The 13,357-nt window shown below is 60.5% G+C and carries 12 protein-coding genes; 7 read left to right on the plus strand and 5 right to left on the minus strand.

The genetic code is table 11. The features are described from left to right. Nucleotides 1-6: 6 nt before the first annotated feature. From aceK to GTP23_RS13995, 4 genes are read left to right on the plus strand one after another with little or no spacing between them, the layout of a single operon-like run. The gene (aceK, locus tag GTP23_RS13980; protein WP_161035746.1) at nt 7-1,830 is read left to right on the plus strand and encodes a bifunctional isocitrate dehydrogenase kinase/phosphatase; all 1,824 of its coding nucleotides are present in this window, start codon (nt 7-9) and stop codon (nt 1,828-1,830) included. Further along, nucleotides 1,823-3,022 (plus strand): acetyl-CoA C-acyltransferase, encoded by a 1,200-nt coding sequence (locus GTP23_RS13985; protein ID WP_161035747.1) that lies wholly within the window; start codon nt 1,823-1,825, stop codon nt 3,020-3,022. Before aceK ends, GTP23_RS13985 begins: the two co-directional genes overlap by 8 nt. A 3-nt stretch (nt 3,023-3,025) precedes the next feature. After that, nucleotides 3,026-3,694 (plus strand): SDR family oxidoreductase, encoded by a 669-nt coding sequence (locus tag GTP23_RS13990; protein WP_161035748.1) that lies wholly within the window; start codon nt 3,026-3,028, stop codon nt 3,692-3,694. Between the two features lie 47 nt (nt 3,695-3,741). After that, the gene (locus tag GTP23_RS13995) at nt 3,742-4,869 is read left to right on the plus strand and encodes an acyl-CoA dehydrogenase family protein (RefSeq protein ID WP_161035749.1); all 1,128 of its coding nucleotides are present in this window, start codon (nt 3,742-3,744) and stop codon (nt 4,867-4,869) included. A gap of 10 nt (nt 4,870-4,879) precedes the next feature. On the opposite strand, the gene arsH is transcribed toward GTP23_RS13995, so the two are convergent. The 4 genes from arsH to GTP23_RS14015 are packed head-to-tail and all read right to left on the minus strand — an operon-like array spanning nt 4,880 to nt 7,673. After that, entirely contained in the window at nt 4,880-5,584 is a 705-nt protein-coding gene (gene arsH / locus GTP23_RS14000; RefSeq protein WP_161035750.1) for an arsenical resistance protein ArsH, read from the minus strand. Between the two features lie 9 nt (nt 5,585-5,593). Next, entirely contained in the window at nt 5,594-6,874 is a 1,281-nt protein-coding gene (locus GTP23_RS14005) for an arsenic transporter (protein ID WP_161035751.1), read from the minus strand. Then, nucleotides 6,874-7,356 carry an arsenate reductase ArsC gene (locus tag GTP23_RS14010; protein ID WP_161035752.1) on the minus strand — a complete coding sequence of 161 codons (483 nt, stop codon included), beginning with the start codon at nt 7,354-7,356 and terminating at the stop codon, nt 6,874-6,876. Before GTP23_RS14010 ends, GTP23_RS14005 begins: the two co-directional genes overlap by 1 nt. Then, a complete protein-coding gene (locus GTP23_RS14015) occupies nt 7,353-7,673 on the minus strand; it encodes an ArsR/SmtB family transcription factor (protein ID WP_161035753.1) in 321 nt (106 codons plus the stop codon). Before GTP23_RS14015 ends, GTP23_RS14010 begins: the two co-directional genes overlap by 4 nt. 528 nt (nt 7,674-8,201) lie before the next feature. On the opposite strand from GTP23_RS14015, the gene GTP23_RS14020 reads away from it, so the two are divergent. Then, nucleotides 8,202-8,786: an ORF6N domain-containing protein gene (locus GTP23_RS14020; RefSeq protein WP_161035754.1), complete on the plus strand. Its 585-nt coding sequence runs from the start codon at nt 8,202-8,204 to the stop codon at nt 8,784-8,786. 2 nt (nt 8,787-8,788) lie between these two features. Here the strand turns inward: GTP23_RS14020 and GTP23_RS14025 are convergent, their stop codons facing one another. Continuing rightward, nucleotides 8,789-10,507, minus strand: coding sequence for an ABC transporter substrate-binding protein (locus tag GTP23_RS14025; RefSeq protein ID WP_161035755.1), 1,719 nt, complete (start codon nt 10,505-10,507; stop codon nt 8,789-8,791). 109 nt (nt 10,508-10,616) lie between these two features. Between GTP23_RS14025 and GTP23_RS14030 the strand changes: the two genes are divergently transcribed. Then, nucleotides 10,617-11,855: a spore maturation protein gene (locus GTP23_RS14030; protein WP_161036213.1), complete on the plus strand. Its 1,239-nt coding sequence runs from the start codon at nt 10,617-10,619 to the stop codon at nt 11,853-11,855. Nucleotides 11,856-11,877: 22 nt separating this feature from the next. Beyond that, nucleotides 11,878-13,356: a D-alanyl-D-alanine carboxypeptidase/D-alanyl-D-alanine endopeptidase gene (dacB, locus tag GTP23_RS14035; protein WP_202412204.1), complete on the plus strand. Its 1,479-nt coding sequence runs from the start codon at nt 11,878-11,880 to the stop codon at nt 13,354-13,356. Nucleotide 13,357 lies beyond the last annotated feature (1 nt).

Genomic DNA, 13,357 nt, shown 5'->3' on the forward strand with positions numbered 1-13,357 from the left:
TTCACTATGACCCAGGCTGCATTTCCCAAGCTGCTGCGCTCGCAGATCGCTTTCGATATTGCCCGCACTATCCGCGACGGTTTCGACAAGCACTACCGCCTGTTCCGCCAGACCAGCCAGCAGGCCAAGCTGCATTTCGAGCAGGGTGCGTGGGGCGAGGCGCAGACCGCAGCGCGCGAGCGCATCGGCTTCTACGACAAGCGCGTGCAGGAATGCGTGCAGATGCTGGAAGACGAATACGAGCAGACCGAACTGACGGATGAAGTGTGGCGCGAGCTGAAGCTGCACTTCATCGGTATGCTGTCCGACCACAAGCAGCCGGAGCTGGCCGAGAGTTTCTTCAACTCGGTCTGCTGCAACATCCTGCACCGCAGCTACTTCCACAACGAATTCATTTTCGTCCGACCCGTCGTCTCGACCGAATACATCGAGACGGAAGAAATTGCGCCTACCTACCGTGTGTACTATCCCGCCACGGACGGGCTGCACTACACGCTCAAGCGCATCGTCACCAACTTCCAGCTCAATGCCGAATTCGCCGATCTGAATCGCGATATCGACCTGGTGGAAGCGCGCCTGAAATCCATCTTTGGCAACGCCAGGCTGGAGCCGAATCACCAGATCCAGGTGCTATCGAGCCTGTTCTTCCGTAACAAGGGCGCCTATATCGTCGGCAAAGGCATTAACGGCAACCGCGAGTTCCCGTTTGTGGTGCCCATCCTGCACAACCGCCAGGGCCAGCTGGTGCTCGATACGGTGCTGTTCGATCACGAACAGATCACCATCCTGTTCTCGTTCACGCGCGCCTACTTCCTCGTCGATATGGAAGTGCCATCGGCCTATGTGCAGTTCCTGCGCTCGCTGCTGCCGCGCAAACCGCGCAGCGAGATCTACACCATTCTTGGTCTGCAGAAGCAGGGCAAGACGCTGTTCTACCGCGACTACCTGCAGCACCTCAAGCATTCGTCCGACCAGTTCGAGATTGCGCCCGGTATCCGCGGTCTGGTGATGCTGGTATTTGCACTGCCGTCCTTCCCGTATGTGTTCAAGGTGATCAAGGATTTCTTCCCGCCGCCTAAGGAAACTTCGCGCGCGCTGATCAAGGAAAAATACCTGCTGGTGAAACACCACGACCGCGTGGGCCGCATGGCCGACACGCTGGAATACTCCAACGTGGCCTTCCCGCGTCACCGCTTCACGGACGATCTGGTGGACGAGCTCAAACATTTCGCCCCTTCGCTGGTCGAAGAAGATGGCGAGCAGCTCATCATCAAGCACCTGTACATCGAACGCCGCATGGTGCCGCTGAATATCTGGCTCAGCAACGCCGAGAAGGAACACGACGAAGTCCAGCTCGAACACGGCATCGTCGAATACGGCAACGCCATCAAGGAACTGGTGGCCGCCAACATCTTCCCCGGCGATATGCTGTACAAGAACTTCGGCGTTACCCGTCACCAGCGCGTGGTGTTCTACGATTACGATGAAATCGAGTACATCACCGACTGCCAGTTCCGCGCGATTCCGCAGGCCCGCACGGAAGAAGAAGAAATGGCTTCCGAGCCGTGGTACCCGATCGGCAAGTCCGACGTGTTCCCCGAACAGTTTGGCGCTTTCCTGCTCGGTAATCCGCGCATCCGCCACTACTTCATGAAACACCATGCCGACCTGCTCACGCCCGAATGGTGGCAGGCCCGCAAGCAGCGCATACAGCAGGGCATCGTCGAAGACGTGTTCCCGTATCCGCAGTACATCCGTTTTTGCAATCAGCACACCTCAGCCCCGGCGGTGACCCCACCGCCATTTATGGAGACTCTAGAAAATGAATGATCCTATCGTTATCGTCGGCGCCGCCCGTACCCCTATGGGCGCCTTCCAGGGCGATTTCAGCAGCAAGAGCGCACACGATCTGGGTGCCGTCGCCATTCAGGCAGCCGTAGAACGTTCCGGCATCGACGGCAAACTGGTCGAGCACGTGTATTTCGGTAACTGCCTGATGGCCGGTCAGGGTCAGGCACCGGCCCGTCAGGCCCTGCTGAAAGCAGGTCTGCCGATGTCCACCGGCGCTGTCACCCTGTCGAAAATGTGCGGCTCGGCCATGCAAGCCACCATCTTCGCGCACGACCAGCTGGTCGCTGGCAGCGCCGACGTGGTGATCGCCGGCGGCATGGAATCCATGACCAACGCACCGTATCTGGTGCCTAAGGCGCGCGGCGGCTACCGCATCGGCCACGGTATGCTGTTCGACCACATGATGTACGACGGTCTGGAAGACGCCTACTCGCGTAATGAAAAGACCGGCGAAGGCCGCTCCATGGGTACTTTCGCCGAAGAGTGCTCGGCCAAGTACGAATTCACCCGCGAAGCGCAGGACAACTTCGCCATCGAATCCGTCAAGCGCGCACAGATCGCCACCAAGGAAGGCTATTTCAACTGGGAGATCGCACCAGTGACCGTCAGCAGCCGCGCTGGCGATGTGGTAATCGACAAGGATGAAGGCCCGCTCAAAGCCAAGATCGACAAGATTCCCACCCTGCGCGCCGCCTTCAAAAAAGACGGCACCATCACCGCTGCTTCGTCCTCGTCCATCAACGACGGCGCTGCCGCACTGGTGCTGATGCGCGCTTCGACCGCCAGACAGCTGGGCGCTACGGTGCTGGCCACCATCCATGGCCACGCTACCTTCGCGCAGGAACCGAACTGGTTCACCACCGCACCGATCGGCGCGATGGAAAAGCTGTACAAAAAAACCGGCTGGACCAGCAAGGACGTCGACCTGTTCGAGATTAACGAAGCCTTTGCTGCCGTGCCTATGGCCGCCATGCGCGACCTCGACATCCCGCACGAGAAAGTCAACATCCACGGCGGCGCCTGCGCTCTGGGCCACCCTATCGGCGCTTCCGGTGCCCGTATCATCGTCACCCTGATCGGCGCACTGAAACGCACCGGCGGCAAGAAGGGTGTGGCAGCACTGTGCATCGGCGGCGGCGAAGCCACGGCCATCGCCATCGAACTGGCCTAAGGCATGGCGACTGCACTCATCATCGGTGCCTCGCGCGGCATCGGTCAGGAACTGGTACGCCAGTATCTGGCCGATGGCTGGCGCGTGATCGCCACGGCCCGCAAGCCGGAAGATACCAACGCCCTGCACGCCATGGGGGCGGAAGTGCACACGCTGGACGTCAACAACGTGGAAGCAGTAGCAGGGCTGGGCTGGAAGCTCGATGGCGAGGAGCTCGACGTCGCTTTCCTCAACGCGGGCGTGTACGGCCCGCGCCACGACGGCTTCCCCATGCAGACGGATTTCGACGCCGTGATGCACACCAATGTGCTGGCCGCCATGCGGCTGCTGCCCATCCTCGCGCCGCTAGTCTGCGCGGTAAAGGGCAAGCTGGCCGTGCTGTCCTCGCGCATGGGTTCCCTGAGCGAGCGTAACAACCCTGGCGGTTCGCTATACCGCGCCAGCAAGGCAGCACTGAACTCCGTGCTGATCGACACGGCGCACACTTTCGGCCCGCAGGGCGCCACTTGCGTGGCCTTCCATCCGGGCTGGGTACGCACGGATATGGGCGGCGCCGAAGCCGACCTGTCGGTGCAACAGAGCGCGGCAGGCATGCGCGCAACGCTGGCGGCGCTACCCGCGACCACCAGTGCGCTCTACCTTAACTACGATGGCAAAACCATAGGCTGGTAAGGACACCGAGCAGTCCGAAATCATTTATACAATAACGACGAGACACCATGATACTGAGCGAAGAACATCAAATGATCCGTGACGCCCTGCGCAGCTTTGCGCAGGAACGTCTGGCCCCCAACGCCGCCCGCTGGGATAAGGAGCACCACTTCCCCAAAGAAGAACTGAAGGAGCTGGCAGCACTGGGCGCTTTCGGTGTGGCCGTGCCGGAAGCACTGGGCGGTGCGGGGATGGATTATGTGTCGCTGGCTCTGGTGCTGGAAGAGATAGCTGCCGGCGACGGCGGCACCTCGACCATTATCTCCGTCAATAACTGCCCTGTGTGCAGCATCGCCATGATGTACGCTAACGAGCAGCAGAAGCAGCAGTGGCTGCGGCCACTGGCGCAGGGCGACATGCTGGGCGCTTTCTGTCTGACCGAACCGCATACGGGTAGTGATGCTGCCGCGCTGCGCACCACTGCTACGCGCGATGGTAATGACTATGTTCTGAACGGTACCAAGCAGTTCATCACCAGCGGCAAATATGCCGACGTAGCCATCGTCATGGCCGTCACGGATAAAGCGGCCGGCAAGAAGGGCATCAGCGCGTTCTGGGTGCCGACCAATACGCCCGGCTACATCGTCGCAGGACTGGAACAGAAAATGGGCCAGCACTCGTCCGATACGGCGCAGATTCTGTTCGAGAACTGCCGCATTCCGGCCGAGAATCTGATTGGTGAAGAAGGTCAGGGCTACAAGATCGCCCTGTCCGGTCTGGAAGGCGGCCGTATCGGCATCGCTTCGCAAGCGGTGGGCATGGCGCGCGCGGCCTATGAAGCAGCGCTCAGCTATGCGCGCGAGCGCGAAAGCTTCGGCAAGCCTATCTTCGAACATCAGGCCGTGCAGTTCCGCCTGTCCGATATGGCCACCCAGATCGAAGCAGCACGCCAGCTGATCCAGCATGCCGCCTCGATGAAGGATGCGGGTCTGCCCTGCCTGAAAGAAGCGGCCATGGCCAAGCTGTTCGCTTCCGAGATGGCCGAGAAGGTCTGCTCGGATGCGATCCAGATCCATGGCGGCTATGGCTATGTGTCCGACTTCCCCGTCGAACGCATCTACCGCGATGTACGCGTGTGCCAGATCTATGAGGGCACCAGCGATATCCAGAAACTACTGATCGCGCGCGCCCTGTAAGCGCGCCGTTCTAGAGCTGAGCGATCTGGCGGTTGATGGCCTTGACCGCCCGCTCGTTGCGTTCGCTGTAGCGGTCGGTCAGAAAATCGGTGCGGCCGCGCATCAGCAGCGTCATCTTGAACAGTTCTTCCATCACATCGACTACGCGCTCGTAGTAGGCCGAGCGGCGCATACGGCCTGCATCGTCGAACTCCTTGTAGGCCATCGGCACCGAAGACTGGTTAGGGATGGTGAACATGCGCATCCAGCGTCCCAGCAGGCGCATGGTGTTGACCACATTGAACGACTGCGAACCACCGCATACCTGCATCACGGCCAGCGTGCGTCCCTGCGTGGGACGCAGCGCGCCCTGTTCCAGCGGTATCCAGTCGATCTGATTCTTCATCACGGCCGTAATCGCACCATGCCGTTCCGGGCTGCACCACACCTGACCTTCCGACCATTGTGACAGCGCACGCAGCTCCTGCACCTTGGGATGGCTTTCGTCCACGCTGCCCACCATAGGCAGTTCGGTCGGATCAAAGATTTTTACTTCGCCGCCGAAATGCTGCAGGATGCGCGCCGCTTCTTCCGTCAGAAAACGGCTGAACGAGCGCTCGCGCAGCGAACCATACAACAGCAGGAAGCGCGGTGGATGGTCATAATTCCCCACCGGTTCGAGTTGCATCAGCGTCGGTATCGGCAGCAGATCGTGATTGATGTTCGGTAGTTCCATAGCGTCCTCTCAGGATAGGCGTAGCGCCAGCGCGGCAAGCGTCACCAGCAGCACGGGCACGGTCAGACAGATCCCCACGCGGAAGTAATAGCCCCACGAAATCTGCACACCCTTATTCGCCAGCACGTGCAGCCACAGCAAGGTGGCCAGACTGCCGATAGGCGTAATCTTCGGCCCCTGATCGCTGCCGATCACATTTGCGTACACCATCGCTTCGCGCACCGCACCTTGCGCCGTGGTGGCGTCGATCGACAGTGCGCCGATCAGCACCGTCGGCAGATTATTCATGATCGATGACAGCAGCGCCGTCAGCACGCCCGTGCCCATGGCTGCGCCCCAGACGCCATACGCAGCACAGGCATTCAGCGCCTGCGTCAGATAGGCCGTCAGACCGGCATTGCGCAGACCGTACACCACCATGTACATACCCAGCGAGAAGATCACGATATGCCATGGCGCGTGGCGCAGCACTTCGCGCGTAGAAATGCGGTGTCCGCGTCCGGCTACCACCAGCAACAGCAGCGCGCCCACGGACGACGTCAGGCTGATCGGCACACCCAGGTCTTCCAGCCAGAAGAAGCCGACCAGCAGCAGCACCGAAACCCACCAGCCGGTCACAAAGGTGGCGCGGTCATGGATGGCTGTAGCGGGATCTTTAATCTGCTGCACATCGTAGGTGCTGGGCAGATCACGTCCGAAGTACCACAGCAGCACAGCCAGCGTAGCGGCGATGGCGACAAAGTTCACCGGCACCATCACGGCGGCATAGCGCGCAAAACTCACGTTGAAATAATCGGCCGAAACGATATTCACCAGATTCGATACCACCAGCGGCAGGCTGGCTGTATCGGCGATGAAGCCGGCGGCCATCACGAAAGCCAGCGTGGCCTTGCCGGAGAATTTCAGCTCGCGCAGCATGGCAATCACGATGGGCGTGAGGATCAGCGCTGCGCCGTCATTGGCGAACAGCGCCGACACGGCCGCGCCCAGCAGCACAAACAAGACAAACAGGCGCTTGACGCTACCACCGCCCCAGCGTGCCACATGCAGTGCCGACCATTCGAAGAAGCCGGCTTTGTCCATCAGCAGGCTGCTGATAATGATGGCGACAAAGGTTGCCGTGGCGTTCCAGATGATGTGCCACACCACAGGGATATCGCTGACCTGTATCACGCCTGCCAGCAGTGCCGCGATGGCCCCGGCAACGGCGCTCCAGCCGATATTCAGCCCGCGCGGCTGCCAGATCACCAGCGTGATCGTGACCAGAAAAATCAGACTTGCTGCCAGCATTATTGCGCCTCCAGCTGGCCGATACGGTCCAGCGCCTGCTTGAACGCCGCGCGGTCAGTCGCTAGCTGATCCAGCGGCAGCGCCAGAAACGCTTCGATGCGGCCGCGCAGCAGCCGATAGGCGCGCTCGAACGCGGCATCGATCTCGGCCTGCGTGCCCACCACATGGCTAGGGTCATCCACGCCCCAGTGGGCGCGCAGCACCGAGCCCAGATAGGCCGGGCAGGTTTCGCCGGCAGCGCTGCCACACACGGTAATCACGATATCGGGCGTGAACGGCAGGTCGTTCCACGATTTGCTGTAATAGCCATCCGTCGCAATGCCTTTGCTGGCCAGCAGCGCCAGTGCCTGCGCATTAAGCACGCCGGTGGGCTGGCTACCGGCGCTGATCGCGTGCCAGCCGGCCGGTGCCAGATGGTTGAAAGTGGCTTCGCTAATCAGCGAGCGGCACGAGTTACCCGTGCAGAGAAACAGTACGTTCAAGGTTGGCAGTTGGAAGAAGTGGGGCTGCAGGGCTGGCCGCCGCAGCAGTTTTCAGTGAGGAAGCCGATCAGGCCATTCATGGCACCGATATCGGCGGTGTAAATCAGAAAGCGGCCCTGCTGGCGGGCAGCGATCAGGCCAGCATGGCTGAGTTCTTTCAGGTGGAAGGAGAGCGACGAGGGCGCCAGCGCCAGCTGTTCGCCGATCTTGCTGGCCGCCAGCCCGTCCGGCCCCGTCTGCACCAGCAGGCGAAAAACGGCCAGCCGGTGTTCCTGCGCCAGCGAAGCGAGCGCCGACAATGCTTGTTTGGTATCCATGACGCCATGATAGCGTTTACATTTCGATATTTCAAATATTATCGAAATGAAGATAAAAACCATTCCGGAATAAAAAAAGCCCGCATCGCTGCGGGCTCGTTCCAATGTATTACCTATGCTTTAATCGTGCCGGATCCAGTGCTATCTGCAAAGTGAACCGGTTGCATGGACGCCCAGGACTATCTGCCAGGTGCCTCCAGCGTGTAAATCGACCAACGTATCCGGAATTACAAGCCCGCGCTCTCTATTTGCTGCGATGCGCTCTTACACCAAGCGAACCGCGGCGCTAGCCTCGGGCGTGGGACTGTCTGCATTGCAAACCTCAACCACAGACAAACTATACCACAATATTTGTGCGCCGCACAAATTATTTTTTGGAAAAAATCTCGCTTACTCTTTTAATTCCAAGACTTTCGCACTTATTCAAGCTCAAAAAGCCGACACCCTGAACAGATCAATATCGACAGGATCACCCGCAATGCACACCTGACGGACATCACCGAAAAATTTTCCCTTAAGGCCGACAAAATGAGCACACCGGAGTTACTAGTTCCCGATATTGATCATCGCATCCTCATCATCAGGGAGCAAAGAGTCATCCTCGATGCTGATCTTGCGAAGCTTTATGGCGTGCCAACCAAACGCCTTAACGAACAGGTCAAACGCAATCGGGCTCGTTTTCCGATGGACTTTATGTGGCAGCTTAGCCATACCGAGAAGCAGGAGGTGGTCGCAAATTGCGACCACCTCGCGCACTTGAAATTCTCAAAAGTACTGCCCTATGCTTTTACGGAACATGGCGCGATGCAGGCCGCAAATGTTCTGGCATCCACACAAGCCATCGCGGTTGGAATTTACATAGTCCGTGCCTTTGTCCGCTTGCGTGAAATCATCACTTCACACAAGGAACTGGCTGCACGCCTGAACGAACTGGAAAACTACGCCGATCTACTCACACTTAGGCAAGAGACATTCGAGCGCCATACCCGCGATGAACTAAAAGCGATCATCACAACTTTGCGCGCCCTGATGACGACCAAGGAAACCACGAAGCGACCGATAGGCTTCATCATCACAAACAAGCAGCCGACCAAGCCTACAGATCCTCGCTAGGCCTAATGCGACGCAATATCCAGATAACGCCAGTTGGTCAGTTCCACCGGGTGGCGGCGGTAGTGCAGCAGCCATGGCTGCTGCAGGTCGGCCGAGACGGGATGGGTCAGCAGCACCCACGGCGTATAGGCATGCAGGATGTCGGCCAGATCGCGGTACAGTGCCGTACGGCGCGGCGTATCGCCAAGCTGGCGGCTTTCTTCGTAGCGCTGGTTGTAGGCGGGCAGGTCGAAGCGGGCGTAGTTGGCGCGGCCACGGTTGGCGCCATACAGCAGCTGGTAGAAGTTATCGCCATCGGGGAAATCGGCCACCCAGTTAGTCTCGAACATCATCACGGACCCGAGCCGCGAAGCCTTGATGATTTCCGTTTTCTTGTCGCTCTTGAACACCACGCGCAAACCGATCGCGTTCAGATTCTTGCGCCATAACTCGTCACGCAGCCGTCCCACTGTCGATGCTTCGCTATGCATCACTAGCGTCAGCGGCTTGCCGTCCGGCTGGTTGCGGAAACCGTCCGCGCCCTTGCGGTAGCCATAACGTTCCAGCAGCGCCTGCGCCAGCGCCGGATCGTAGGGAACAGGGCTGCGGTAGGCCGGATCATAGCCGCGCACATTCGGCGGCAGCGGCGTCTGCGCCGCCACGGCCAGCCCCTTCTTCAGCAACGCCACATCTTCCGCGCTGTTGTAGGACATGGCGATGGCACGCCGCAGCGCCAGCTTGTCCTTGCTGTAGCCGCCGATCAGTGGGTCTTCCATGTTCATCCACATGTAGTAGGTCTGCAGCACGGGGAAGGGCGACAGCACGATGCCGCGCGCCGCCAGCGCCGGCTGCAGCGTGGGCTGGGCGTCGGCCGTCAGCACCATATCCTTCATCGATTCGGGCAGCTGCTCGAGGAAATCGAATTCACCATTCAGGAAGCCCAGCACGCGCGACTGGTATTCCTCGACGATGCGTAGTTCGATACGGTCCAGCAGCGGCACGCGCCGGCCCTGATAGCTGACAGGACGGAACTGGCGGTTGGCCAGCAGCGTAATGCGGTCGCTATGCTTCCACTGCCCCATCACGAACGGCCCCGTGCCGACCGGATGATTGCCCGCCTGCGCGCCATAGGCCTGCATCACTTCGCGCGCCACCACCGCCGTGGCAGGCGTGGCCAGATAGAACAGGAAATTCGGGTCTGGCGCCGTCAGGCGGATGCGCAAAGTGTAGCGGTCCAGCGCCTGCAGACCGGCGATCTCGCGCTCGTAGCTGAACTGCTGCTTGAGCGCTGCATCGCCAGCCAGTTTGCCATCGAGCAGAAACAGCCACGGCGACTTCAGCACGGGATCGTACAGCCGCTTCAGGCTGTACACATAATCCTGCGCCGTCACCTGCCGCCGCTGCCCCTTGAAGGCAGGATCAGGTGTGAAATACACATCCTGACGCAGATGGAAGGTATAGGTCAGCCCCTGATCCGTCACTTCCGGCATGGCCGTCAGCGTATTCGGTTGCAGTTGCACGGGGCGCGCCAGATAGTCGTAACGCAGCAGCGGGTCGAACAGGTTTTCCAGCAGACTCAGACTGGCAATATCGGACGCCACGGCCGGGTCCAGCCCCGTCTCGCCCGTGCTGAGAAACGCATGCAGTACTTTCTCCGGCACTTTTTCCTGTGTCTGCGCCTGTGCGGGCGCACCTAGCATGCCTATCAGAGCCAGTCCGGCCACCACCACTCGTTTCCACATACCCGCTTTCCCACATCCGCGAACTAAAGCGGCAGCTTATAACTTTTTTGACCAGCATATCCACTCCCAGCCGCTATACTTGGCCTGTCTTTCCCACTTTTTTGCCGATATGTCGCTCAATTACATCTGGTCCGGCTTTTTCCTGATCGGCTTCATAGCCGCCGTGGCGCAGTTCCTGCTGTCCGGCGACACGGAAATCTTCAAGCGCATCATTGACGGCACCTTCGATTCGGCCCGTACCGGCGTGATGGACATCGCCCTGCCGCTGGCCGGCGTGATGACGCTATGGCTGGGCATTATGAACATCGGCGAAAAGGCCGGCGCCATCGATCTGCTGGCGCGTCTGATTGCGCCTTTCTTCTCGCGCATCTTCCCCGGCGTACCATCGCAGCATCCGGCCACCGGCCACATGGTGATGAATTTCTCGGCCAATCTGCTAGGCCTCGACAATGCCGCCACACCGTTCGGCCTGAAGGCCATGGAAAGCCTGCAAACGCTCAACCCCAACAAGGACGAACCGACCGATGCGCAGATCATGTTTCTGGTGCTGCATACCTCGGGCCTGACGTTGATTCCGCTGGCCATCATGGCGCAGCGCTCCATTCTCGGCGCGGCCGATCCGTCCGACATCTTCATCCCCTGCATGATCGCCACCTACGTGGCCACCGTCACGGGCATCATCGCGGTGTCTATCCGCCAGCGCATCAACCTGTTCAACACGGTGGTGATGGGCTGGCTGGGCGGCATGACGGCCGCCATTGCGGGCGTGGTGTGGTACTTCACCCACTACCTGAGCAAGCAGGAAATCGAACTGGTGTCCAAAGTCTTCAGCAATCTGGTGCTGCTGCTGGTGATCGTCGGCTTCATCGTCGGCGCCTTGCGGCGCAAGGTGAATGTGTACGAGGCGTTCATCGAAGGGGCCAAAGGCGGCATCCAGACTTCCATCACCGTGATTCCCTATCTGGTGGGGATGCTGGTGGCGATCAGCGTGATCCGCAATGCCGGTGTGCTCAACTTCGTCATCGACGGCTTTGGCTGGATCTTCGCCCAGCTAGGCGTCAACGCCGATTTCGTGCCGGCCCTGCCGACCGCGCTGATGAAGCCCCTGAGCGGCAGCGCCGCCAAGGCCATGATGATAGACACCATGCGCCAGTATGGCGTGGACTCCTTCGTCGGCCGGCTGGCCTGCGTATTCAACGGCTCGGCCGATACCACCTTCTACATCGTCGCGCTGTATTTCGGTTCGGTGGGCATACGCAAGACCCGCTACGCCATTTCCTGCGGCCTGATCGCCGATCTGGCCGGCGTGATCGCGGCGATTTTCGTCGCCTATGTGTTCTTCCACTGATTAGCGCAAGAGAGCCTGCACCATGCTGCTACGCCGTACCATCCTCGCTGCCCTGTTCACTGCCACTGCCGTATTGGCGCGCGGCGCGATGGCAGCCGACCTGCCCGACGCTATCAGCACCTTGCTGAGCACTGCCAATATTCCGCAGCAGGCGGCAGGCATCGTCGTCATGCGCGGCAACCAGACGCTGATTGACCATAACAGTAGCCAGAGCATGCAGCCCGCTTCCACCATGAAGCTGATTACCACGCTGGCTGCGCTGGAACAGCTGGGACCAGCCTTCCGCGCCCGCACCGAGCTGCGCACCACGGCAGATATCGATCATGGCGTACTCAAAGGCGATCTGATCGTGCGCGGTGGTGCCGATGTCGATCTCAATGAAGACGTGCTGCTGCATCTGCTGCAGGCCTTGCGCAATCAGGGCATACGCAAGATCAAGGGCGACGTGATACTGGACCGCCAGCTATTCCAGCCGGCCCGCCCCGATCTGGGCCAGCCGCCGTTCGACGAATTCCCGTGGGCCTACTACAACGTGATCCCCGATGCGCTACTCACCCACAGCAATCTGCTGCAGGTGGAACTGCGCGCCAGCGCCAGCGAACTGTCGGTGGTGATGCTGCCGGAGCTGGAGCAGGTCAGCGTCAAGGCCGATCTGCAACTGGTCGATGCCCCCTGCGCCAGCTGGGAAAAAGACTGGCGCACGCCGGAAGTACGCCGCCGTGGCGACCAGCTGACGGTGATTCTGCATGGCCGCTACCCGCGCAACTGCAACCGCTCCACCAGCCTCGATGTGCTCGACCACCACGATTTTCTGGCCCGTCTGCTGCGCGCCCAGTGGCGCAAGCTGGGCGGCAGCCTGAGTGGCGAAGTACGCGAAGCCGAAGCGGCAGGACTGGCACCGGACAGCCGTTTGCTGGCCGAACACCAGTCACGCTCGCTGCCGGAAATGCTGCGCGATGTGAACAAGCACTCCGATAATACCCTCGCCCGCACCGTCTACCTGATGCTGGGCAGCCTGCAGGCCGATGCAGCGCTGGGCAGCAAGCCGCTAGCGGCCGACGACAGCGTAGCCAGCACCCAGATGCGGGCCGATCTGGCCATCCGTAGCTGGCTGCAATCGCAGCGCATCAGCGCCGACGGGCTGGTACTGGAAAACGGTTCCGGCCTGTCACGGCTCGAGCGGGCCACGCCAGCGCAGATGGCGGCCGTGCTGCAGGCCGGCCTACGCAGCCCATGGATGCCGGAGTTCCTTGCTGCGCTGCCCATCGCCGGCACCGATGGCACCATGCGCAAACGCCTCAAGGATAGCCCGGCCACGCGCCGCGCCCGTATCAAGACGGGCACGCTGAACGGCATTACCGCGATTGCCGGCTATGTCTACGATGCGGCCAACCAGCCCTGCGTGGTAGTGGCCTTCCTCAATGACGAGCATGTGGCCGGTGGCGTCGGGCGCAATGTCCTCGATGGCCTGATCGAATGGGTGGCGCGCTCGGCGCCCTGAT

Source organism: Duganella fentianensis (assembly GCF_009857835.1).
GTDB lineage: Bacteria > Pseudomonadota > Gammaproteobacteria > Burkholderiales > Burkholderiaceae_D > Rugamonas > Rugamonas fentianensis.